Raw genomic sequence first — 21,730 nt, 5'->3', positions numbered from 1 at the left:
AGACTATTGGCATACTTAAATATTACTTCTATTTTTACTTTTCTAAAAAATATCTGTTTCACGAACCTCCATGGCAAAAATTAGTACACAATCCCGGAGTGACCTTTTTATTCACATCGGAATCGTTATTTCACTGATCCTTGTGTTTTTTCTTGGTTTCTTCTTTATCTATTTGCCTTTTACAACAAATCACGGCGAAGCCATTACTGTTCCTGACCTGAAAAAGAAAAGTGTAGAAGGGTTGGAAGATTTTCTTGACTCCAGGGATTTACGCTATGAAGTTAGTGACTGTACTTTCGTGGCTAATATAGCTCCTTTAACCATTCTGGCTCAATATCCGTTGCCGGGAGAAAAGGTTAAAGAGGGAAGGAAAATATATGTTACCGTAGTTTCGCGTACGGCTCCACTTATCAAGATGCCCAAGTTGACAGACATGACGCACCGAAGTGCGCAACAGCTCTTAAAAAGTGCGGGGCTTGAAGAAGGGAATATTTCGTATGTGCCAGACATGGCTCAAAATGCTGTTTTACGCCAAATGTATAACGGGCGGGTAATTGAACCAGGGCAGCCTATTGCCAAAGGTTCGAGAATAGATTTGGAATTGGGAGAAGGACTAGGTACCGCACAATTTGAGGCACCCTCGGTAATCGATATGCCGCTGGACGAAGCCAAAATTGTGATTATCGGAGCTGGTCTTAAAATTGGTCAGATCATGACAGTTCCTTTGGAAGAAGGCCAGACTGCGGGAGCAGTGGTCCGCCAAAATCCCGAAGGAGGCAGTAATGTAAGAATTGGTGATGTAATCGATTTGTGGGTAACACCTCAGGCAGCTGAATCTATTGAAAATGAAGGTACCCTCCCGGAATAGAAGTGACAACGGGCTCACTTGTTCTTTAAAATTATGTTTGTTGTTTTTGCTGGTGTTAATTCAGTCCGGGGAAGCATGGGCTCAATTGAGAATTGTACCTAATGAAAGCCGTAATTTTCAGAACGAACAAATACTGCATAAATCCGCAGCGAGAACTGCTGCGGCATTAGACCTGCCATTTTTTGATGATTTTTCCACTGCAAAGGGAACTCGTCCGGATACGGCTTATTGGATGTCGGGTAGCGGAGTGTTTATTAATAATACGCTGACCAACAATCATCCGTCAATAAATATTGCAACTTTTGACGGATTGAATGCATCTGGCAGACCTTATAATTCTACCAGCCCTTTGCGTGAAGACTACAACGATACGCTAACTTCACAGCCTATCAATTTATCCACCCGAGCAGCGAAAGATTCGATTTACATTAGTTTTTACTGGCTGGGAAGAGGATTGGGCGAAAGACCTGACTCATCTGATTTTATGAGTCTGGAATTTTTGGATGTCCAGGGAAACTGGGAGGAAACCTGGAAGCAGCAAGGTGACATCATTGACACTGCTTTTCAACAGAAATTCGTAAAAATAACGGAGCAAAAGTATTTTCATGATAAGTTTCAATTTCGCTTCCGGTCTTTCGGACGTAATTCGGGTATGTATGATATGTGGCATCTGGATTATGTATACCTCAATGCTAAGCGAACTTCGAAGGATCAATTTATGGCCGATATCACGGTTAGGAATCCGTTGACGAGCTTTTTAAAAGGATATAGTGCAATGCCGTTGGCGCATTACAGGCTGGATGCAGCGAAGTATACGGCTGCTTCTGTGGCTACCGATGTGATTAACCGGAATGAGGGTCCCAATAAATTCACCTACACTTTTTCTGTAAAGGATGAGAGAAGTAAAACGGTATTTGCTGATTCAAACTACCCCGGTGACGATATAAAAGGGAGTCAACAGCAGAGAGTTAATATTCCAATAGCGCCATTGCCTGCCGATACTTCGAAACGAATAAGTTTACGTTATAAGTTTCAACTGTTAGCAACGGATGATCAAAATCCAATTGGGGATTTGAGCAGGAATGACAGTGTGAGCGCGGTTACGAATCTAGATGATTATTATGCATATGATGATGGTAGTGCAGAATATGGAGTTCAGATAACCCAGAAACTCGCCAGGGCAGCTGTTAAATTCACAATCGCTAAGTCGGATTATATTGGCGGCGTGCGATTGGCGTTGGTTCCATTTGGTACTGATGTTACAGGGCAGGGTTTTGTAGTACAGCTTTATGATGACAACAATGGCGTGCCCGGCGCTCTTTTGAAACAACAGGCAATTGCCGTAAAATACCCAGACTCACGCAATGGATTTCTGGATTGTAAGTTCGAGGAAGGAGTGTTGGTGCCAGAAACCTTTTATGTGGGATGGCTTCAATTGAATGAGCTGCCGGTATCTATTGGTTTGGACAGGAATTCGACTACCAATGGGCGCATTTTTTCCAGCTTGTCTACTACATGGGCGACAGCGGACGAACTGAAAGGAAACATTATGATTCGTCCTTATTTGGGAGTTAAAGGTCCCAAGGTAACAGGTGGGTTAGAGCCGGCGGATGATTGGGGAATGGTTCTTTTTCCAAATCCCGGAAATGGTGTGATCAATTGGAAAAGTAACAATTTGAAAAAAATTGATGTGTATTCTGTTGAAGGGCGTTTAATGAGAACTGTGGTGCCTCAGTCAGGGCAACGCTCTGAAACATTGAATGTTCCTAATGGGATGTACATATTGAAATCAACTGATGGGAGGCGATCTTTCACACAGAAGGTAGTAATCGTAAAATAGCTTATTCTAATAAAAAATCACTTGTCATGGATATTACAGTAGCGGAATTAAAGGAACGTTTGGAAAAAGGAGAGGATCTTCATTTTTATGACGTAAGAGAAGAACATGAATACGAGGAGGATAATCTGGGTGCAATCCTGATCCCATTGGCAGAGTTGCCTGATCATCTGGATGAACTTGAAGATCTTAAAGATTCAGAAATTATCATTCATTGCCGTTCAGGAGCAAGAAGTGGTAAGGCGGTAAGTTTCCTGGAATCACGCGGATTTACCAATGCAAGAAATGTGGTTGGAGGTATTTTGGCTTTCAGAGAATTGGAGGAGCAATAACAAACAGACCATGTAATGAAAAAGAGGCCGCAGCATGTTCGCTGTGGCCTCTTTTTCATTATCCCTGCATTGTGATCACGGATCTTGCACAGACGCCGCCCACAGGAGGGTTGAATTTGGATACTCTCACTGTAATGTTTGCCACATTGGGATAATGCTCCCGAATATTTGCAATAACTTTGAAAGCAATGTGTTCCAATAGTTTTGCAGGCTCTTTCATCACCTTGGTTGCAATTTGATAAAGCGTGGCATAATTTACCGTTTCGCTCAACTTGTCATGCCTGGCTGCTTCGTGAAAATCCGTTTCCACGGTGATGTCCAGGGCATATTTATTTCCTATCAGCTGCTCTTCCGGATAATAACCGTGATAAGCGAAAAATTCCAGCCCTTCCAGTGCAATGGTTCCCAATGTAAATTATATTTGATCAAAGAATGAACCTCCTCCGCCTTTCGGAGCCTGGTTACTTTCGTGAACTCTTGGTTTGTTAACTGCAGGAGCTTCCTCACGCGATTTTTGCAATTCTGCCAAAGCTTCATTCGCTTCGTCTGCAGCACTTCGAACTTCCTCTGCTACGGTTTCCTGTTTTGTTTCAGCAATTGGTTCAACGACCTCTTCCACCTCTTCTGTTACTAAAACTTCGTCTTCCTCTTCTACATCAATTACCTCAAAAGCAACTTCTGGTTTTTCATCATTCAGAATTACCGTAGCTTCTTCTTCGATATTTTCCGATTCTCTAATTTCAGAAGCGAAGCTAGGTTTGCGTGGTATCTCAATTTCAGAAATATGCTGTTTTATCTCGTCCATTTTATTCAAAACAGATTCTTTATCATATTTCTGCTCGAAGCGTTCTACGGTTTCAATCGTATTGTTGGCCAAAGAAGCAAGTTGAACTATCAGATTATCTCTAAAATTCTCGATAGCTCTGAAATCTCTTTCCTGTAATTTAACCTCAGCTGCAAAATCCTTCTTAAAACGTTCAAGTTTATCTTCGGTTTCCTTAATAACTTGTGTGGTACGTCGCTCAGCTTCTTCTACAAGATTGTTAGCCGTTTCCTGAGCCTCAGCAATCCTTTTCTCGGCATTTTCATTTGCTTCCTTCTCAATTTGCTTACTTACGTCCTCGGCACTTTTCAAGGTGCGGAAAAGTGTTGATTCTATATCTTTTAGCTTACTTAGCTCTTTTTCTGCATATTCCAACTGCATCTTTAACAGACCGTTTTCGCTTGAGAAACGCTCCCATTCCTGTGATAGTGAGTTGAGAAAAGCATCTACCTCGTCCGGGTCATAACCTCTGAAAATCTTTTCAAACGTATGCTTACGTATGTCTATTGCGGAAATTTTCATGATGTGATATCTGCTTTTTTATGTATTGAATAATGGCGGCGTAAGTTAAAGATATATGAATCACTTTTCAAAGTATTTGCCAATTTTACCATTTTAAAAGTATGCTACGCCTGCACTTCCCAGACCGATATCATACGATCATCACTGCAGGATATTAATAGATTCTGGTAATCTGTCCAAAGCAGTCGGTTCACAGATGTACCATGTCCCGCATGCCGTGACCGGTCAATTATTTTCTTAAGCTTAAAGGTCGCTCCGTCCCACACCTTTATGGATTTATCCATGCTGCAGGTTGCGAAATACTGTCCATCCGGGCTGTGGCTTAAATGATTTACAGCATACATATGAGCAGCAATATCAGCTACTGCTTCATAGTTTTTGTCCGCATTCCATATTTTGAGATGCGCGTCGCGACCCATGCTGAACAGCAGTCGGTTGTCTGGCGAATATTGAACAGAAAATACCGAATTAGTATGAGATTGAACTGTCTTTTTCAGTTGAAAATCATCCAGACCGAAAATGTGAATGTTGTGGCCGCTATCTCCGGTAGCAAACTCCCTTGTGAGTGGATTGACGGCAATAGAACGGATACTTTTTTCAGATACTTTGATATGCTTTTGTACTGCAAAGTTCTTTACATCCATAATTACAATTACACCGTCTCCCAGAGCAATCAATGCTTTATCTTCCCAAATTTTAATATCAAAAATGGCGGCTGTGGTAATTTTTGCAGTAGCCGATATGGTTCCTGTCGTAATGTCAATCAGTTGAATGCCTTCAAAGTTCTGGCCAACCCACAACTTTTTATGGACTTCATCAAAGCACAAAGCATATACAGACGTTCCTGCACGCGCAACGAGTTTTCCCAGGTCGGGCTTTTCAAGATCCCATTGAATAACAAAGCCATCTGCGCCCGCAGAATAGAATCCGCTTGCTGTGCCGTCAGAAATAATTGTATAAACACTGTCCCGGTGACCGGAAAAAGTATCAATTTTGCGAATATTCATGGTGATATTTTAGGGTAAGCGAAAAGTTTAAATCAGGTTACCCTTTTACTAAAGACTAAATTACGATCCTGAACGGAATTTTTAAACAGAATAACTATGCCCCTCGTTCATTCCGGAAAGGTTGATGCCAACAGTACGCTGTTGCTGTGGAGCTTAACGGAGAGTGAATCCGAACTGCGCAGTAGTTTGGGTTCAACATATAATTTCATTGATCTTGAAACAATAAGTCATCCTCAAAAAATAAGAGAATGGCTTGCAAGCCGCTTGCTTATCAAAACCTTGGCCGAGGAATCCGGCATATTTTATGAAGGCACTCATAAAGACGAACATGGAAAGGCGTTCCTTGTCAACAACGATTCCCATATTTCGTTAACTCATACGGCTGATTACGTAGCCGCGGTTATCAACCTCCAATCGTCCGTAGGGATAGATATGGAGAAGAAAAGTGAGAAATTGCTCCGTACAGCCCGGAAGTTTTTGTCAGGACATGAGTACGAAGAAGCCGGAAACGATGTGGCAACGCTCTGTGTGTACTGGTGTGCCAAGGAGGCTTTGTATAAGTTATATGGTAAGAAGAAAATCAGTTTCAAAGATTCTATACGAATAAAACCGTTTTCAATTACCGATAGCGAAATAGCAGGCACGTTACTGGACGACGACAAATTAGTTACTTCCCGGATCCGGCTTCTTTGGTTTGACGACTACTGCCTGGCTATTGCTTTATAACTGTTTAATCTTCCTGATTGTCTTCCAGTGTTGATTTTAAGATCTTTTCTATCTCCTTACTTTTTTCTTCATCACTTGTTTTTTCGTACGAAAGAATAAGATTCCGAAGCACACGCTGGATAATTTCCAGGTTTGTACACGGCTGATAAAAAATATCTTTTGATTTAATGTTCAACTGGGCAATGTAATGGTCAATGTCGGTTCTGGAAAAAATAATTCCCCTGTTGAACACATTGATATAAAATTGGGTTGATTCGTCTTTATATGTCAGCACGAAAAGATTAGGCAGGTTAACGCCGTAAACGGGCATGCCTAGTTTTCTTGCAACCAACAAATAGATTACGCAGAGTGTAATGGGATTTCCTCTCTTGCTTTCCAGTACGACGTTGATCATGGAATTGGAAGGAGAATGGAAATTTTTTGTATTTGCAGCAAAATTCATCGATCCAAAGAAGAGGCTGTTGATCCTTTTAACCTGCTCCACGGCATTCATTTCGTCCTGAAACTGTATCCAGATATCGTAATGAAGTTGCTCCACAGTAGCTTTCAGCTTTTCAAGTGAAAGGTCTGGGTAAAGGTAGGTTGCGAGTATCCACATGCCTTCCAGCAAATCGAGCCCTCCTCCGTTTTTCCAGCTTTGCAGTCTTTCAATCATAATACTTAACTGAAGTTCATGAATGAGTTCTTCAATTTTGCGTTGAATGATTGGATTGAAACTTTCTTCCCACTCCGATTCAAGAAACGGAATCACATTGCCCCCGAGTGATAGTATTTTATCTTCAACGTGTTGAGTTACTTCATGATCATCGTCATCAAGTAGGGATATTAGTGCTTTAATTTCTCTCTGGTTCATTTTCCTCAAATCTGCTTTTTACAACCAACGGATAAATAAAAACATTTTTTTTTTATGGACGTCAAATTTTCTACTTTTGCGGGGAAAAAAAGTGACCTGAATTGTCACTGTGTACCGGCGAAAATATCAAAAAAACCTTTTTTTAGCTTTCAAAAGTATCATCCAGTCTAAAATTGATGTTTCACAAAATCTGAGAAAGTAACAGCACATTATATGAAAATTCTTGTAACTGGCGGTGTGGGTTTCATTGGCTCCCACACAGTAGTTGAACTGGATAGAGCCGGATTTGAACCTGTTATTGTTGATAATCTTTATAATTCTGATCTCAACGTACTTAAAGGAATAAAAGAAATTACCGGGAAAGATTTTCCATTTTATAACATCGACTGTAATGATATAGAAAAGGTAAGGAATTTGTTTGCAACGGAAAAATTCGACGGGGTAATTCATTTCGCAGCATATAAGGCTGTTGGTGAATCCGTAGATAAACCGCTTGATTACTACGAAAACAACCTGATTTCACTGCTCGTTTTGCTAAGAGTAATGAAGGAGTTTGATGTGAAAAATTTCGTATTCTCTTCGTCTTGCACAGTTTACGGGCAGCCGGAGCAACTTCCGGTGACTGAATTGACACCAAGGCAGCCTGCTACTTCACCTTATGGAAATACCAAAGCGATTGCAGAGGATATCATCCGAGACCATGTGCATTCGGCACCGGGTATAAAAGCAATTTGTTTACGTTACTTTAATCCGATTGGCGCGCACGAATCCGCATTGATCGGAGAGCTGCCAAATGGAGTTCCGAGTAACTTGGTGCCCTTTATAACACAAACAGCAGCAGGTTTGCGCCAGTCGCTTACGGTTTTCGGAAACGACTATGACACTGCCGACGGAACTTGCGTGAGAGACTTCATTCACGTTGTTGACCTTGCAAAAGCACACGTGAAAGCTCTTGAGCTTCTGGATGAACAGAAACAGGCCGACTATTATGATGTGTTCAATGTTGGAACAGGCGAAGGTTACACTGTTCTGGAGCTCATCAATACTTTTCAGGAAGTAAATGGCGTTAAGCTTAACTATACGATCGGGGCGAGAAGAGAAGGAGATGTGGAAAAGATATATGCGCAATCCGATAAAGTCAACAATATAATGAAATGGAAAGCTGAAAAAACGATGGCGGAAGCATTGCGCGACGCCTGGAATTGGCAATTAAAAATCACACCGAAAAAATGAAAAAAATCTTAATTACAGGAGGGGCAGGTTTTATAGGATCACACGTTGTAAGACGTTTTGTAACCAACCATCCTGAATACCATATTTACAATCTTGATGCGCTTACTTACGCCGGGAATCTTGAAAACCTGCGTGATATTGAAAATGCTCCTAACTACACATTTGTTAAAGGCGATATCGTCGATGCAGCGTTTATTGACAAACTGATCGGTGAAGAAGATTTCCATGGCATTGTTCACCTTGCGGCTGAAAGTCATGTGGACCGTTCTATCTCTGACCCAATGTCATTTGTGATGACAAATGTGGTTGGTACGGTGAATCTTCTTAATGCAGCAAGAAAAGTATGGAAAGATGATTTCGCAGGACGTCGTTTTTACCACGTTTCTACGGATGAAGTGTACGGAGAGTTACACGATCCCGGAACATTCTTTACAGAAGAAACAAGTTATGATCCCCGTTCGCCTTATTCAGCTTCGAAGGCATCTTCTGATCACTTTGTAAGGGCATATCAGAACACTTACAATTTGCCGGTTGTTATTTCAAACTGCTCAAACAACTACGGACCGAACCATTTTCCTGAAAAACTTATCCCGTTGATGATTCACAACATCATCGAAAATAAGCCGCTTCCCGTATATGGAAAGGGTGAAAATGTAAGAGACTGGCTTTTTGTAGAGGATCATGCTATTGCGATTGATGTTATTTTCCATGATGGTAAAAATGGAGAGACTTATAACATTGGTGGTCATAACGAATGGAAAAACCTGGATCTGGTTCTTTTGCTTTGTCGCTTAATGGACAAAAAATTAGATCGTGCGGAAGGCGAAACAGAGAAACTGATTACTTATGTGACTGACAGAGCAGGGCATGACCTTCGTTATGCTATTGATGCAACCAAACTTTCGGAAGAACTGGGCTGGAAACCATCCCTGCAATTTGAAGAGGGTCTGGAAAGAACCGTAGACTGGTATCTGAACAATCAGGACTGGCTGGCAAACGTAACTTCCGGAAACTACCAGAAATATTATGCTGACATGTACGCAGCAAGATAATTCGCTGCTGTTTTTCAACATATCATTACAAACAAATATAAAGGCAGGAAGCTTGGAGCTGACGGCCAATTATCCCATTTATGAAAGGAATTATTTTAGCCGGCGGTTCTGGCACACGACTACACCCACTTACATTGGCAGTTAGTAAGCAGCTTATGCCTGTTTATGACAAACCAATGATCTATTACCCACTTTCAATTTTAATGCTTGCCGGCATTCGTGAAATATTGATCATTTCTACACCACACGATCTGCCTCATTTCGAGAAGCTTCTCGGAGATGGCAGCCGTTTGGGATGTACGTTTACTTACGAAGTGCAGCCAAGTCCTGATGGACTGGCTCAGGCATTTATCATTGGTGAGAAATTCATTGGTAAAGATAAAGTAGCCCTTATTTTGGGTGATAATATATTTTACGGTTCAGGACTTTCGCAATTGTTGCAATCTAATAACGACCCTGATGGCGGTGTTATCTTCGCGTATCAGGTTCAGGATCCTGAAAGATATGGTGTAGTGGAATTTGACGAAAACAAAACGGCTATTTCCATTGAGGAAAAACCTCAGAAACCCAAGTCGAACTACGCAGTTCCAGGGCTTTATTTTTATGACAACGATGTTGTTGAAATAGCCAAGACCATTCCTCCTTCTCCACGCGGCGAGCTGGAAATTACAGATGTGAACAGAGTTTACCTGGAACGCGGTAAATTAAAAGTAGGAGTATTGAACCGCGGAACGGCATGGTTGGATACTGGTACAATTCAGTCTTTAATGCAGGCTGGCCAGTATGTTCAGGTTATTGAAGAGCGTCAGGGTTTGAAGATTGGTTGCATTGAAGAAATAGCCTATCGAATGGGCTTCATCACTGCCGAACAGCTTAAAGAAATTGCTAAGCCTTTGGTTAAAAGTGGCTATGGCACGTATCTCGAACAAATCGTTGCCCATTTATAATTGCGGTAATTTCTTTTGAAATAAAACCGCTTAAAATTACTTTCACTGATACTGAATGAAATTTTTGGCAGAAGGTATTGAGGACTATTCCGAGGCGCACACCGAAGAAGAAAGTGAATTGCTTCGGAAGCTGAACAGGGAGACACATGCTAAGGTCCTTAATCCCAGAATGCTTTCGGGTCATCTTCAGGGAAGATTTTTATCCATGATTTCCAGGATGATACGACCCGCGCGTATTCTTGAAATCGGTACCTACACGGGATATTCGGCATTGTGCCTTTGCGAAGGTCTTCAGAATGAAGGTAAGATTGTCACGATTGATATCAACGAGGAACTTGAGACGATGACCAGGGCGTACTTTGACGATTCGCCCTATGCTTCAAATATTGACTATAGAATAGGTAATGCGCTGGACATTGTTCCGTTATTAGAAGACACCTTTGATATCGCCTTCATTGACGCTGATAAAATAAACTACATTTCTTACTTTAATCTTTGTCTGGAGAAGGTAAGAAAAGGGGGCTTCATTATCGCCGACAATGTATTGTGGAGCGGCAAGGTAGCGCAGGCAGAACTGAAAAAATCTGACAAAGACACTCAACTGTTAATTGAATTTAATCGGATGGTACATGAGGACCAAAGGGTTTCCAATCTTCTTCTGCCGGTCCGGGATGGATTAATGATTCTTCAAAAATTGTAAGTCACACATATATTAATAGGACAAGCTTTGACATTTATGGCCAGAATTTTCATCAAAAAATATAAGGTTACCCTTTTGCTGTGGGCTGTGATGGCGACAGTTGGATTTAATGCTCAGGCACAGAATCCCGAAATACCGACGAGTGTTTCTTTTGGAGGTATTACAGTAAAGTTTGACAGAACAGCTCAGAATCTCATTGAGGAAGATGTCAAAAATCTTATGTCGAATAAGAAATTTTGGGAGGAGAAAATGGAGCGCGCCATTCTTTATTTTCCCATCGTAGAAAGTATCCTTATGGACGAGGAAGTGCCGATTGACTTCAAATATCTGGCAGTTCAGGAAAGCTCATTTAAGCCGGACGTTGTTTCGAGTTCCAACGCGGTTGGATACTGGCAGTTCAAACCGGAAACGGCAAGGGAACTGAATTTGCGCGTTGACGATGAGATTGATGAAAGAAAGAATATTAGCTCGTCTACACATGCAGCTGCATGGTATCTCAAAAAAAATAATCAACAGTTTAATAACTGGGTCTCTTCCTTGTATTCCTATTACTTAGGTGCAGGAGGCGTGAAAAAAGTCGTTCCGGCGAATTGGGCTTATGCAAGAGAAGTTACTTTAAATGGGAAAACGGATCGATACATGCTTCGCTTTTTTGCTCATAAAATTGCGCTGGAGGCAGGTATTGAAAGATTCAGAAGTGCCAACAAAATTGTTTTGTTTGAATCGGAATATGGCAAAGGGCAATCGTTCGATGACATTTCGAAAAACCTTGGCATTAGTTCAAAGGAGCTTGAATCGTACAATAAATGGGTTTCAAATGGCCGTATCCCAACGGATCGTGAATACCTGATCACAATTCCTGTTCCTCTGGATCTGGTGGCGTCGGTTAGAGAAAAACTTGCATTGCCGGTTGAGACAACCACCGTGGCTGCTAATTATGACGAATCGGGTTATCCAATCTTGAAGAAATCTAAAGTGCAGTCCAATGATAAAAATGCTCCTGCTTTTTATGAGATCAACGGATTGCCGGGTATAGAAGCAAGACCGGGTGATAAGCCAAAAACGTTGGCAAAAGCAGGTAAACTCAGAACGCCTCGCTTCATGCGTAATAACGATATGGTAAAAGACATGCCGCTCATTCCCGGCAATGTATATTATTTGTCTAAAAAGAATAAAAAAGCTGCAACACCATTTCATACAGCAAGACCCGGTGACACATGGCATAGCGTTTCTCAGCAATATGGTTTGAGGCTTGTAAGTTTGCTTAACTATAACCGCACCATTAGCAGGAACTATCCGATTCAAACAGGACAAGTTTTATTTCTAACAAAAAAGCGTCCGAAGAAGCAACCAATTGAAATTATAAAACCAACAACTCCGGCTCCTGTTGATCCACAAAGTCCGGTAGTTGCGTCAACTCCATCGGCAACAACGCCGGTAGCAACAAGCGGAGAGATTCCTGCGAACGCGGCCGGACGTAAAAAATACACACCAGTTTTGGTAGACAAGGCTGAAAGTAGTATTGCAAAAGAAGATAAACAATTTGAACCGGCTGTAACGCCTCAGGTAACCATCCCTGTTGTTACAACAAAACCGAGTACCACTGTAAGTGATCCGGATGACAGGGTTGTGATTATTACTCAGGATGATAATCAAAACACTTTCAAATCGGGTGATGGAAACACATCAGAGGGCAAAAAAACGGAAAGAGTAGCAAGTGAGGAAACAAAACCAACTACTACAACAGCTGCGAACTCCGTGTATGCAAGAAAGCAAAGAGAAGCTGCTGAAAGAGCTGCTGCGGAAAAGGCCGCCAGTGAAAAAGCAAGCGCCGAAACTGCTGTGAAAGAGGTGGTCCGTCCGGTTGTTAGTGAAGGCCGGGAAGGTTTTCACATTGTTAAGTCGGGAGAAACGTATTTCAGTATTGCAAGAAAGTACGGAATGGATGTTACTGCACTGAGCGAAATGAACAGCACTGGTGGTAGAAAAAGTCTGCTTGTCGGACAAAGACTGCGTGTTAAAGATATGACAGGAGCAATAGCTGAAACATCGGCTCCGGTGGCGTCTGCTACTCCAACAGGACCTACTCGTATTGAAAGAGAGGCAGAGCAAATTGCTGCTGAACGAAATGAAAGTGGTTCGACGGGAGGGAAATACCATACAGTTCAACCGGGCGAGACCTATTACGGTATTGCAAGAACTTATGGTATCAGTTTAAGTGAACTGATGAAGCTGAACAACATGACGTCTCCAAAAGGTCTGGTGTCAGGGCAACAGCTTAAAGTTGGAACGGGAGCGGGAAGAAACGCGACCGGAACGAGTAGCACTCCACAGGGTTTTAAAACGCATACAGTTGCATCAGGAGAAACACTATTCCGCATTTCTCAGAATTACGGAGTAGAGATTGAAGAAATAAAGAGATTGAACAATATGTCTGGCAACAATGTTGTCGTAGGGCAGAAACTTAAAGTTCCACAAAAATAGTAAGGCAGGCATAAAATGATACTCATCGACAATACATGCATCAGTGATGATATAGAAGACCAGTTGTTCGTTTGCAATCTGGACAAGTGCAAAGGAGCATGCTGTGTGGAAGGTGATTCAGGTGCTCCTTTGGATGAGGATGAGCTTGCTATTATGGATGAGATTTACCCAATGGTTGAACCTTATCTTACTGAGGCAGGTAAACAGGTTATTGCTAAGGAAGGAACATACACCACCGATTTTGAAGGTGATTATGTGACTCCCGTTATTAACAACCGTGAATGTGCCTATGCAATATACGATGGGAAAGGAATTTTAAAGTGCGGAATTGAGGAAGCGTATAACGATGGAAAAATTGGATTTAAAAAGCCTATTTCCTGCCATTTGTATCCGATTAGAGTAACCAAATACGAGCAGTATCACGCCCTCAATTATGATCGTTGGGATATTTGCAGTCCTGCATGTGACTTTGGTAAAGAATTGGGAGTTCCTGTTTACAAGTTTTTGAAGGAGCCGCTCATACGCGCTTATGGTGAAAATTGGTATGGTCAGTTAACAGATGAAATTGATGAGCGCCAGGAAGCAAGAAGAGAAGCGGGAAAGTAACAACGACTTTTTCCAGAATGTGTATGATGTAGTGAGGCTTATACCAGCGGGCAGAGCTACATCTTATGGAGCCATTGCAAGTTATCTTGGCTCAAAAAGAGGTGCCAGACAGGTGGGTTGGGCTATGGGAAGTAGTTACAATGTACCTAATATTCCCGCTCACAGGGTTGTGAACAAAGAAGGCGTGCTCACAGCGAGACAGTTGTTTGAAACGCCAACTACAATGCAGGAGAAGTTAGAAGCAGAAGGAGTAGAGGTAAAGGATGACCAAATTCAAAACTGGAATAAATATTTCTGGGATCCTGAAAAGGAACTGACATAAAACAACAAAAGGGGGCTGAATTAACGATTCAGCCCCCTTTTGTTGTTTGTTACTGTAATGAGATAACCCGGTCTTTGGTGGTATCCAGCTGAACTGTTTTTGTAAGTTTGTGATCCTTGTAGAAAAGTTCGAAGTGGTAAGTACCATCGATCATGTCGGCCAGATCAAAGGTTCTGCGGTAGTCAATTTTTCCTTTACCATACAGTTCGTTATAATAGGTTCTACCTGAATCGTCGCGTAAGATCACTCGTAAGTGGGAATCGCTGCCTTTGTCAACTGCAAGTTTAACCTTGTGTGTGTTGGTCAGTTGGAACAAAGAAGCGTCAAATCCATCGCGTCTTGCAGCCTCTACTTTTTTCATTGATTCTTTTTTGTCAGCTGTAAATGATACAAGTGAGAACGTTAGCACGAATGCCAGAGCTAATTTTGAAATGATTGCGATTTTCATGGCTATTTTGTTTTTATAATTTAAACTTCCGGTTGTCCGGTTATTAATCATTATAAAAAAGGATATGCCAGCTCAGGAACCTTGTGTTCCAGAGCTGGCATATGTATTTTAAATATTTGATTTTAAGTTAGTTATATAAATTTTAAAAATAATCCTCGAAATTTATATTATTTGAAAATGTTCAGAAGCGAACGAATTTGTTTGAAACCGAACATTGACATTCCTCCTATATCTTGTTTTTACCCCGGCTTTCGTTCGCTATTTTCTGAATCATAGGAAGTTTGCTGCTTGGAATAATGTTCTTATAATCCCAAAATGCCGAAACACATACGATTTTCCACTGTCCGCTTATTTTTTCCATTAGTCTCACTTCTTTGCTGTGGTGGAAGTTCTTTTCTGCTCCGTCGCTGTTAAACTGGTCCCAGGTAAGATAGGCCACATTGTCACCGTAAAACTTGTACTTGATGTTTTTGCGTTCGACTTTTGGATGGCTTTTTTCGGGGTTGTCGGTAATGTATTTACCTATTTGATTATCGATATCATCCCAGCCTACATTCGAATCAAAAGTGCCATCCCGGTTGCTCCATGCCTGAAATGCGTAATCTGTTTGTGCGTAGGTATTTTTCCAGGCATCGTAGTTACGGTCGAAAAAAGCCTTGGTTTCATTTTCTATGGTAGCATAGATGGCCTTTTTCTCATTTTCCATGTTGGCTTCGATCTTTTTCTCGTCCGCTTCTTTATTAGAGCAGGAAAACGAAACCAACGTAACGATCAGAATCAATGCTAATGTTTTCATATTGGTAAAAGGTTAGTTTGTTTAAAAAAGTTAAATCACTAATTCCAACATCCATTTTACGCTTGCAAGAAATCCACTTATTTTCATTCTGTTTTCATCAGAAAGTTAAGATATTTTTGGATTTAAAAAAGAAAAATCTTAAGATAAATACACAGGCTTTAACCGGCTGTGAAATCCGGAGAGGTGGGAATAATTGAGGTAAAGTTTTTTAAAACAGAAGTTTCTTTAATCTTTCGTAGAAGCCGGTATTCTGGAAGGTGAATTTTTTATGAAGCGTGTAATTACTTATGAAACTAATGCCCATGCAGCAAAGCTGACTGAGCAGTTTATTCACATTGATTGTCTTTACTGAAAAAGGAAGAAGTATTGTATGAAGTCCGAATATCGACTCGGAAATATTGAAAAGAGCATCTGAGCCATACACAGTTATTGCAAAGGAAAGCAGGGTCACCATCGTAAATTTGACCATTTCCCTCCGGCTCTTGTTGGGACTTTTATTACTGAAAGCAAATAATTTGGTCAGAAAGAAGCCCGAAATGGATGCCATTACATATCCAAGAATGAGCGATTCCTTGAAAGTAACAGGAAACCACTCCTGAGACAGCGAACCTACAAGCAATTGTATAACAACGCCTGTGGCCGCCACCAGAAAGTAGGCAATAATATCCCTTATGTTAATGAGATCGTCCTTAGCTTCACTGAAACCTGGTTCTTCACGCATTACTTCAATGTTTCATACGAAGATGATTTAGAGCCTTTCAATAGCCATAAGCCGACGAAGGTAATGAGCCCATTGATAATCAACCTTTCAAAGCCAAATTTGTAGCCATTAAACCATTCCGCAGAATTCTCATTAAGTATATAAGTGATAATAGGAGCAGCGATACAGATAAAAGGTACTAATCTGTCGTTTACTGAACGTTTGGTAAAGGCTCCAAAAGAGAATAGTCCCAGCAACGGACCGTAGGTATAACCAGCGAGATCAAAAACTGCTGTGATCACTTCCTTACTATTAAGTCTGTTGAATATGAGTATTACAATGTAGAATACTACGGAAAAACCCACATGAACCCAGAATTTAATTGACGAGCGTTTCTCTTCGGGCTGCTTTTCTATATTCATAAAATCAATACAGAAAGCAGTTGTAAGCGCAGTGAGAGCAGAGTCCGAGCTAGCGTAGGTTGCTGCTGTAATACCCAGTAAGAATGTGATACCAACAACAACGCCCAAATGATTAAGAGCCAGCATCGGGTAGAATTCATCCGTTTTGGCAGTTGCAGGTATACCTTGCGCTTCGGCATATACGTAAAGCAGGGCTCCCAGCGATAGGAAAAGGAAGTTTACAATTACCAATACAATCGTAAACCAAAACATATTTTTCTGTGCTTCGCCAATGTTCTTGCAGGTAAGGTTTTTCTGCATAAGATCCTGATCCAGCCCGGTCATAACAATGGCAATGAAAACACCCGCTAAAAACTGTTTAAAGAAGTTTTTAGGATCGTTTGTTTCCCAATAAAATATTTTGGAATACTTACTTTCCTGTACCGTTTTCCATATTCCTGATATACCATCCAGGTTAAGCTCCTGAGAAACAAGTACGATTGTGAGGATTACAGCTGTGATCAGGAAAAAAGTTTGGAGTGTATCTGTAACGATGATCGTCTTAACGCCACCTTTAAATGTATAGATCCAGATCAGGAATATTGTAATCGCGACAGAAACTTCGAACGGTATGCCAAGTGGCTTAAAGAGAGCAAGCTGTAATACCTGAGCAGCTACATAAAGCCTTACGGCTGAACCTACCGTGCGTGACAATAGAAAAAATCCTGATCCGGTTTTATAAGACCAGAATCCGAATCTCTGTTCCAGATAGGAGTAAATCGAAATAAGGTTGAGCCGGTAATACAGTGGCATAAGGACCGTTCCGATGACGAGATAACCAAGGATATAACCAATTACTACCTGAAAGTAAGAGAATTGAATGTTGGCTACTGCTCCCGGAACCGATATAAAAGTAACGCCTGAGAGCGAAGTTCCGATCATCCCGAATGCCACCAGATACCAGGGAGACTGTCGGTTTGCAGTAAAAAAAGTATTTGTATCCGCTCCTTTGGAAGTGTAGATCGAAACAGTGATCAGCATTCCGAAATAAAAGATTAGTATAATCAGGGATATGTACGGATTCATTAAAATGATTATTTGTTAAAGAACTAGAGACGGACAACAAAAGACGGGAAAATCTTCTGATAATGTACCTTTTTAATTAGTTTTGCTAATCAAACAGAAATTTGGTTGTTATGCAAGCGCTTACAGATACCGAGGTTGAAATTCTGGAAAAAACCATTGAAACCGATATAAAAAGATTGGTTATTTATAATGACGATGTAAACACTTTTGACTGGGTAATTGATACGCTCATAGAGGTTTGCCGCCATACCAATGAACAAGCTGAGCAATGTACGCTCATTATACATTATAAGGGTAAATGCTCTGTCAAAGAAGGAGAATTTGACGAACTTGCCACCATGCGTAACGAAATATGCCGCAGAGGTATTTCCGCAGAAATCCATTAGACATTCGCCAGTTTGTCCGAACCGGATTACCCAGTTTTCCGTTACTATTAAGATTTGGGGCTAATTGCTCATTTTTCTGCCTCATCATTTATCAGGTCACATGAATTATCCCTCACGCCTTATTGAGGATGCCGTTGGAGAAATTTCCCGTTTGCCGGGGATTGGGAAAAAAACCGCATTACGTCTGGCATTGCATTTGCTAAAGAGAGAAGAACAACAATCCCGTTCGCTCGCAGAAGCAATCGTAAACATGCGGATCAAAACTTCATATTGCATCAAATGTCACAACATTGCCGACAATCAGCTTTGCAATATATGCAGCAATCCTAACAGGGATGCCTCCATTATTTGTGTGGTTGTAGATACGCGTGATGTACTTGCGATAGAAGCAACCAGTCAGTATAAGGGACTATACCACATTTTGGGAGGGATAATCTCCCCATTGGAAGGAATAGGTCCTTCTGATCTTCAGATCGAATCGCTGATAGACAGGGTTGAAAAGAAAGGGGATCAGCCCGAAGTTCAGGAGGTGATACTGGCGTTGAGCCCCACAATGGAGGGAGATACAACTGCTTTTTATCTTCAAAAGAAATTAAAAACAACCGGCGTTAAAGTAAGTACCATTGCCAGGGGAGTGCCTATTGGCGGCGATCTTGAATATGCAGATGAAATTACACTGGGACGAAGCATCGTGAGCCGGGTGGCTTACGATTGATTTATATATTTAAATAATGCAGAAATTATGAATAGAACCGATTTTTTGCGCACGCTAGCTGGCAGCACTTTTGCCGTGAGTGCATTGGGTAATCAGGTGTTTGCTGAAACTTCAACCGGTACTTTAGTGGAGACTGCGCCTTTTAAGCAAGCTCCATTGCCCTATGACTTTGCAGCGTTAGAGCCAAGTATTGATAAAATGACGATGGAAATCCATTACGGAAAACACCATGCAGCATATGTGAAGAATTTAAATGACGCGGTGAAAGGAACACCCTTTGAAACGAAGTCATTGGAAGACATACTTAAAACGATCAGCAAAGCTCCTGCGGCAATCAGAAATAACGGTGGAGGTCATTGGAATCATACTTTCTTCTGGGAAGTGATGGGGCCAAAGAAAGGCGGCGAACCAAAAGGTGCTGTTGCTGATGCCATTAAAGCACAATTCGGTTCATTTGAAAAGTTTAAAGAAGAATTTGCAAAAGCGGGAGCTACGCGTTTCGGCTCCGGATGGGCCTGGCTTGTAGCCAAGGGAGGTAAACTTTCCATTGGTTCAACTCCAAATCAGGATAATCCGTTGATGGACGTTTCTGATATTAAAGGAACGCCGCTTTTGGCGCTGGACGTTTGGGAGCATGCTTACTACCTGCATTACCAAAATAAACGCCCTGACTATATCAAAGCATTTTGGGATGTGGTAAACTGGGATAAGGTTGCCGAAAATCTTAAAAAAGCTTGATAAAAAAATGAACGGCCGGGATATATTTCCTGGCCGTTTTCATTTTCATTCTTTTGAGGCAGGAACCGTACAGTAGCTGCTTATTACTTTGTATGCTGGCAAATAGCCCAGCTCGCCCGCTTTGCTCAGATCGAGGCAGCCATCATTGATAGCTCCCAGGCTGTTTTTTAAAATTCCTCTCAGATAATATGCTTCTGAAAAATCGGAGCGCAGTTTAATGGAACTTGTAAAATCGAGTACAGCACCCATTTGATCTCCATTGGAGGATCGTGACATAGCTCGTGCGAAATACGCACTGGAATAGGTAGGATTGAGTTCAACGGCAGTGGTAAAGTCCTCAATTGCGCCTTTTCTGTCGCCTATCGCAGACTTATTGATGCCCCTTACGAAATAAGCTTCTGCACGCTCATTGGTAAGGTTTTCTATTTTAACACGATCTTTTACCTGATCACGTAAACCATCAAGAATCTCGCGGTTTATTTTACCGGCATAAACAATCTTTTTAGGGTCACCTACATACAGATTTTTAACTTCAATTGCTTTCGTAAGATCGGCAATTGCACCACGTTGATCATTAAGTTTACCTTTTGAAAAACCTCTGCCGTAATATGCTTCGTAGCTTTCTGGATCTAATTGTATCGTTTTGTCAAAATCGAAAATAGCCCCTTTGAAGTCTTCAATTTTATTTTTTGCAAATCCCCTTTTGTTATAAAAAGTCGGATCGTCGGGGTTCAACTCAATGGCACGGGTAAAGTCTGCGGAAGCTCCCTGGAAATCTCCAAGTTCGATTTTCGCAAGCCCGCGTCCAACATAAGCTCCTGTGCGTTTTGGACTTAGCTCAATTACCCTGGAAAAGTCGGCAAGACTTCCTGCATATTCCTGCAAATCCTGCTTACAGCTTCCTCGTGCGTACAATGAAGCAAGATCGTCAGGACGCAAAGAAAGTGCTTGGTCAAGGTCGTTTAGCGCATTACGGTGATTCTGGATTTTAGCGTAACTCACACCACGGTTGTAGTAAGATTTCGGGTCTTCCGGGTTAAGTTCCACGGCTTTGGTATAGTCGAGAATGGCCGATCGGTAATCTTCCAGCAAACTCTTACTTACACCCCGGCTTTGGAAATACATGGCCGAAGCAGGACTCAGCTCAATGGCCTGGTCATAATCAGCAATGGCTCCCCGATGATCCTTAAGGTTGGCCTTGGCTAGTCCGCGGTTGAAAAAACTTGGAGCATGTTGCGGACTCATTGAAATAACTGTAGTGTAGGCTTGCACGGCCCCAGGGAAATCGCCCTTTCCGGCTTTGGTATTTCCATCTTCAAAAAATTCAGCGGCAGAACGTTGGGCAAAACTGGAATGAGGCAGGCAAAAGGAAGCCACAATGAAGGTAATCAAAAATAAACTTTTCATGAATGTAAACCGTTTCCTCAAATCTGGGTTTGTTTTAAATTGTGCTATAAATGTATCCAAAATTTGACGGAGCATCAAAAAACAAACAGTGATAGTTCTGAAACTGACGAGATCGCATGTTTAGAATTATCCCTACTTTTGCACGAATTAGTTTATGCAAAATTTATAATAGGTATCGATCATGGCAAATGTTTCAAAGAAAGTACTGATTTCAGGATTGATCATTGTAGCAGCTTTTGCTGTTTACATTGCTTTTTTCAAGACAGATAGTCAGCAGATTGAGGGACAGAGTGCAACTGCAACGGAGCAACCAGAAGGCGTTTATCTTTCAGGGATGAGTACTCTGGATGGTGAGCAGATTGCTATGGATCAGGAAAAATTGGTTTTCCTGAATGTATGGGCGACCTGGTGCGGCCCATGTAATATGGAAATGCCCGGGATTCAGAAACTTTATGACAAATATAAAACCAATGAAAAGGTAGCTTTCTATATTGTTTCTGACGAAGACTCCGAAACTGTTAATCCGTTTATTGCAAGAAAAGGTTATCAGCTTCCTTTTTATCGATTCACAGGAGCATATCCAACCGCTCTGGACGGAAATGCGATTCCAAGAACTTACATAATCTACAAGGGAAAGATTCTGGCACAGGAAGTTGGTGCGTCTCAATGGGATAGACCAGAGATCGTTGAACTGATCGATAAAAATCTTGCTGAGATATAAAATCACTAAGTATTATAAAA

The 21,730-nt window shown here is 41.4% G+C and carries 24 protein-coding genes; 15 read left to right on the top strand and 9 right to left on the bottom strand.

Annotated features, from left to right (window positions below; translation table 11 throughout):
- The first annotated feature begins 70 nt into the window (after positions 1–70).
- The 3 genes from LZG71_RS23690 to LZG71_RS23680 are packed head-to-tail and all read left to right on the top strand — an operon-like array spanning position 71 to position 3,037.
- Entirely contained in the window at positions 71–868 is a 798-nt protein-coding gene (locus LZG71_RS23690) for a PASTA domain-containing protein (RefSeq protein WP_233824624.1), read from the top strand.
- Positions 846–2,708, top strand: coding sequence for a T9SS type A sorting domain-containing protein (locus LZG71_RS23685; protein ID WP_233824623.1), 1,863 nt, complete (start codon positions 846–848; stop codon positions 2,706–2,708). Before LZG71_RS23690 ends, LZG71_RS23685 begins: the two co-directional genes overlap by 23 nt.
- Positions 2,709–2,734: 26 nt before the next feature.
- A complete protein-coding gene (locus LZG71_RS23680; protein ID WP_233824622.1) occupies positions 2,735–3,037 on the top strand; it encodes a rhodanese-like domain-containing protein in 303 nt (100 codons plus the stop codon).
- Positions 3,038–3,095: 58 nt separating this feature from the next.
- On the opposite strand, the gene folB is transcribed toward LZG71_RS23680, so the two are convergent.
- The 3 genes from folB to LZG71_RS23665 form a co-directional block, all read right to left on the bottom strand.
- On the bottom strand, positions 3,096–3,446 hold the full coding sequence (gene folB, locus LZG71_RS23675; protein ID WP_233824621.1) for a dihydroneopterin aldolase: 351 nt from the start codon (positions 3,444–3,446) through the stop codon (positions 3,096–3,098).
- Positions 3,447–3,452: 6 nt separating this feature from the next.
- Positions 3,453–4,382 carry a DivIVA domain-containing protein gene (locus tag LZG71_RS23670; RefSeq protein WP_233824620.1) on the bottom strand — a complete coding sequence of 310 codons (930 nt, stop codon included), beginning with the start codon at positions 4,380–4,382 and terminating at the stop codon, positions 3,453–3,455.
- A gap of 104 nt (positions 4,383–4,486) precedes the next feature.
- A complete protein-coding gene (locus LZG71_RS23665; RefSeq protein WP_233824619.1) occupies positions 4,487–5,389 on the bottom strand; it encodes a WD40 repeat domain-containing protein in 903 nt (300 codons plus the stop codon).
- Positions 5,390–5,485: 96 nt separating this feature from the next.
- Here LZG71_RS23665 and LZG71_RS23660 point away from each other — a divergent pair, with 96 nt between their 5' ends.
- Entirely contained in the window at positions 5,486–6,115 is a 630-nt protein-coding gene (locus LZG71_RS23660; RefSeq protein ID WP_233824618.1) for a 4'-phosphopantetheinyl transferase superfamily protein, read from the top strand.
- Positions 6,116–6,119: 4 nt separating this feature from the next.
- Here the strand turns inward: LZG71_RS23660 and LZG71_RS23655 are convergent, their stop codons facing one another.
- Complete coding sequence (locus LZG71_RS23655; RefSeq protein WP_233824617.1) at positions 6,120–6,968, bottom strand: transglutaminase-like domain-containing protein; 849 nt, start codon at positions 6,966–6,968, stop codon at positions 6,120–6,122.
- A 213-nt stretch (positions 6,969–7,181) separates the two neighbouring features.
- On the opposite strand from LZG71_RS23655, the gene galE reads away from it, so the two are divergent.
- The 7 genes from galE to LZG71_RS23620 all read left to right on the top strand — a co-directional run bounded on the left by galE (position 7,182) and on the right by LZG71_RS23620 (position 14,312).
- Complete coding sequence (gene galE, locus LZG71_RS23650; RefSeq protein WP_233824616.1) at positions 7,182–8,201, top strand: UDP-glucose 4-epimerase GalE; 1,020 nt, start codon at positions 7,182–7,184, stop codon at positions 8,199–8,201.
- Positions 8,198–9,253, top strand: coding sequence for a dTDP-glucose 4,6-dehydratase (rfbB, locus tag LZG71_RS23645; RefSeq protein WP_233824615.1), 1,056 nt, complete (start codon positions 8,198–8,200; stop codon positions 9,251–9,253). Before galE ends, rfbB begins: the two co-directional genes overlap by 4 nt.
- Positions 9,254–9,333: 80 nt before the next feature.
- Positions 9,334–10,200, top strand: a complete 867-nt coding sequence (rfbA, locus tag LZG71_RS23640) for a glucose-1-phosphate thymidylyltransferase RfbA (RefSeq protein WP_233824614.1) — start codon at positions 9,334–9,336, stop codon at positions 10,198–10,200.
- A 55-nt stretch (positions 10,201–10,255) separates the two neighbouring features.
- Complete coding sequence (locus LZG71_RS23635) at positions 10,256–10,900, top strand: O-methyltransferase (RefSeq protein WP_233824613.1); 645 nt, start codon at positions 10,256–10,258, stop codon at positions 10,898–10,900.
- A gap of 36 nt (positions 10,901–10,936) precedes the next feature.
- On the top strand, positions 10,937–13,384 hold the full coding sequence (locus tag LZG71_RS23630; protein WP_233824611.1) for a LysM peptidoglycan-binding domain-containing protein: 2,448 nt from the start codon (positions 10,937–10,939) through the stop codon (positions 13,382–13,384).
- Between the two features lie 15 nt (positions 13,385–13,399).
- Positions 13,400–13,990, top strand: coding sequence for a DUF3109 family protein (locus tag LZG71_RS23625; protein ID WP_233824609.1), 591 nt, complete (start codon positions 13,400–13,402; stop codon positions 13,988–13,990).
- The gene (locus LZG71_RS23620; protein WP_233824607.1) at positions 13,953–14,312 is read left to right on the top strand and encodes an MGMT family protein; all 360 of its coding nucleotides are present in this window, start codon (positions 13,953–13,955) and stop codon (positions 14,310–14,312) included. Before LZG71_RS23625 ends, LZG71_RS23620 begins: the two co-directional genes overlap by 38 nt.
- 49 nt (positions 14,313–14,361) lie before the next feature.
- Here LZG71_RS23620 and LZG71_RS23615 read toward each other — a convergent pair whose 3' ends face one another.
- The 4 genes from LZG71_RS23615 to LZG71_RS23600 all read right to left on the bottom strand — a co-directional run bounded on the left by LZG71_RS23615 (position 14,362) and on the right by LZG71_RS23600 (position 17,743).
- Positions 14,362–14,760, bottom strand: coding sequence for a hypothetical protein (locus LZG71_RS23615; protein ID WP_233824605.1), 399 nt, complete (start codon positions 14,758–14,760; stop codon positions 14,362–14,364).
- 226 nt (positions 14,761–14,986) lie between these two features.
- Entirely contained in the window at positions 14,987–15,556 is a 570-nt protein-coding gene (locus LZG71_RS23610) for a hypothetical protein (protein WP_233824604.1), read from the bottom strand.
- A gap of 208 nt (positions 15,557–15,764) precedes the next feature.
- A complete protein-coding gene (locus LZG71_RS23605; protein WP_233824602.1) occupies positions 15,765–16,277 on the bottom strand; it encodes a GtrA family protein in 513 nt (170 codons plus the stop codon).
- Positions 16,277–17,743, bottom strand: a complete 1,467-nt coding sequence (locus LZG71_RS23600) for a sodium:solute symporter (RefSeq protein ID WP_233824600.1) — start codon at positions 17,741–17,743, stop codon at positions 16,277–16,279. The genes LZG71_RS23605 and LZG71_RS23600 overlap by 1 nt, the downstream gene beginning before the upstream one ends.
- A 110-nt stretch (positions 17,744–17,853) precedes the next feature.
- On the opposite strand from LZG71_RS23600, the gene LZG71_RS23595 reads away from it, so the two are divergent.
- From LZG71_RS23595 to LZG71_RS23585, 3 genes are all read left to right on the top strand, one after another.
- Positions 17,854–18,129 carry an ATP-dependent Clp protease adaptor ClpS gene (locus tag LZG71_RS23595; RefSeq protein ID WP_233824598.1) on the top strand — a complete coding sequence of 92 codons (276 nt, stop codon included), beginning with the start codon at positions 17,854–17,856 and terminating at the stop codon, positions 18,127–18,129.
- A gap of 100 nt (positions 18,130–18,229) precedes the next feature.
- Positions 18,230–18,844: a recombination mediator RecR gene (recR, locus tag LZG71_RS23590; protein WP_233824596.1), complete on the top strand. Its 615-nt coding sequence runs from the start codon at positions 18,230–18,232 to the stop codon at positions 18,842–18,844.
- 27 nt (positions 18,845–18,871) lie between these two features.
- Entirely contained in the window at positions 18,872–19,582 is a 711-nt protein-coding gene (locus LZG71_RS23585; RefSeq protein ID WP_233824594.1) for a superoxide dismutase, read from the top strand.
- Positions 19,583–19,627: 45 nt separating this feature from the next.
- On the opposite strand, the gene LZG71_RS23580 is transcribed toward LZG71_RS23585, so the two are convergent.
- On the bottom strand, positions 19,628–20,989 hold the full coding sequence (locus tag LZG71_RS23580) for a tetratricopeptide repeat protein (RefSeq protein WP_233824592.1): 1,362 nt from the start codon (positions 20,987–20,989) through the stop codon (positions 19,628–19,630).
- A gap of 181 nt (positions 20,990–21,170) precedes the next feature.
- On the opposite strand from LZG71_RS23580, the gene LZG71_RS23575 reads away from it, so the two are divergent.
- The gene (locus LZG71_RS23575) at positions 21,171–21,710 is read left to right on the top strand and encodes a TlpA disulfide reductase family protein (protein WP_233824590.1); all 540 of its coding nucleotides are present in this window, start codon (positions 21,171–21,173) and stop codon (positions 21,708–21,710) included.
- Positions 21,711–21,730: the final 20 nt, after the last annotated feature.

Source organism: Dyadobacter sp. CY312 (assembly GCF_021390535.1).
Classification (GTDB): domain Bacteria; phylum Bacteroidota; class Bacteroidia; order Cytophagales; family Spirosomataceae; genus Dyadobacter.
Note: the sequence above shows the minus strand (reverse complement) of the source record. Positions and strands in the feature narration are given on the sequence as shown.

Bases quoted from the DNA above. Each gene is read 5' to 3' on its own strand.
- LZG71_RS23630 (WP_233824611.1), top strand. From the start codon at position 10,937: ATGGCCAGAATTTTCATCAAAAAATATAAGGTTACCCTTTTGCTGTGG.
- recR (WP_233824596.1), top strand. From the start codon at position 18,230: ATGAATTATCCCTCACGCCTTATTGAGGATGCCGTTGGAGAAATTTCC.
- LZG71_RS23605 (WP_233824602.1), bottom strand. From the start codon at position 16,277: ATGCGTGAAGAACCAGGTTTCAGTGAAGCTAAGGACGATCTCATTAAC.
- rfbB (WP_233824615.1), top strand. From the start codon at position 8,198: ATGAAAAAAATCTTAATTACAGGAGGGGCAGGTTTTATAGGATCACAC.
- LZG71_RS23680 (WP_233824622.1), top strand. From the start codon at position 2,735: ATGGATATTACAGTAGCGGAATTAAAGGAACGTTTGGAAAAAGGAGAG.
- LZG71_RS23580 (WP_233824592.1), bottom strand. From the start codon at position 20,989: ATGAAAAGTTTATTTTTGATTACCTTCATTGTGGCTTCCTTTTGCCTG.
- LZG71_RS23625 (WP_233824609.1), top strand. From the start codon at position 13,400: ATGATACTCATCGACAATACATGCATCAGTGATGATATAGAAGACCAG.
- LZG71_RS23585 (WP_233824594.1), top strand. From the start codon at position 18,872: ATGAATAGAACCGATTTTTTGCGCACGCTAGCTGGCAGCACTTTTGCC.
- LZG71_RS23600 (WP_233824600.1), bottom strand. From the start codon at position 17,743: ATGAATCCGTACATATCCCTGATTATACTAATCTTTTATTTCGGAATG.
- LZG71_RS23575 (WP_233824590.1), top strand. From the start codon at position 21,171: ATGGCAAATGTTTCAAAGAAAGTACTGATTTCAGGATTGATCATTGTA.
- LZG71_RS23620 (WP_233824607.1), top strand. From the start codon at position 13,953: ATGAGCGCCAGGAAGCAAGAAGAGAAGCGGGAAAGTAACAACGACTTT.
- galE (WP_233824616.1), top strand. From the start codon at position 7,182: ATGAAAATTCTTGTAACTGGCGGTGTGGGTTTCATTGGCTCCCACACA.
- LZG71_RS23655 (WP_233824617.1), bottom strand. From the start codon at position 6,968: ATGAACCAGAGAGAAATTAAAGCACTAATATCCCTACTTGATGACGAT.
- LZG71_RS23595 (WP_233824598.1), top strand. From the start codon at position 17,854: ATGCAAGCGCTTACAGATACCGAGGTTGAAATTCTGGAAAAAACCATT.
- LZG71_RS23665 (WP_233824619.1), bottom strand. From the start codon at position 5,389: ATGAATATTCGCAAAATTGATACTTTTTCCGGTCACCGGGACAGTGTT.
- rfbA (WP_233824614.1), top strand. From the start codon at position 9,334: ATGAAAGGAATTATTTTAGCCGGCGGTTCTGGCACACGACTACACCCA.
- LZG71_RS23610 (WP_233824604.1), bottom strand. From the start codon at position 15,556: ATGAAAACATTAGCATTGATTCTGATCGTTACGTTGGTTTCGTTTTCC.
- LZG71_RS23685 (WP_233824623.1), top strand. From the start codon at position 846: ATGAAGGTACCCTCCCGGAATAGAAGTGACAACGGGCTCACTTGTTCT.
- LZG71_RS23615 (WP_233824605.1), bottom strand. From the start codon at position 14,760: ATGAAAATCGCAATCATTTCAAAATTAGCTCTGGCATTCGTGCTAACG.
- LZG71_RS23635 (WP_233824613.1), top strand. From the start codon at position 10,256: ATGAAATTTTTGGCAGAAGGTATTGAGGACTATTCCGAGGCGCACACC.
- LZG71_RS23690 (WP_233824624.1), top strand. From the start codon at position 71: ATGGCAAAAATTAGTACACAATCCCGGAGTGACCTTTTTATTCACATC.
- LZG71_RS23670 (WP_233824620.1), bottom strand. From the start codon at position 4,382: ATGAAAATTTCCGCAATAGACATACGTAAGCATACGTTTGAAAAGATT.
- LZG71_RS23660 (WP_233824618.1), top strand. From the start codon at position 5,486: ATGCCCCTCGTTCATTCCGGAAAGGTTGATGCCAACAGTACGCTGTTG.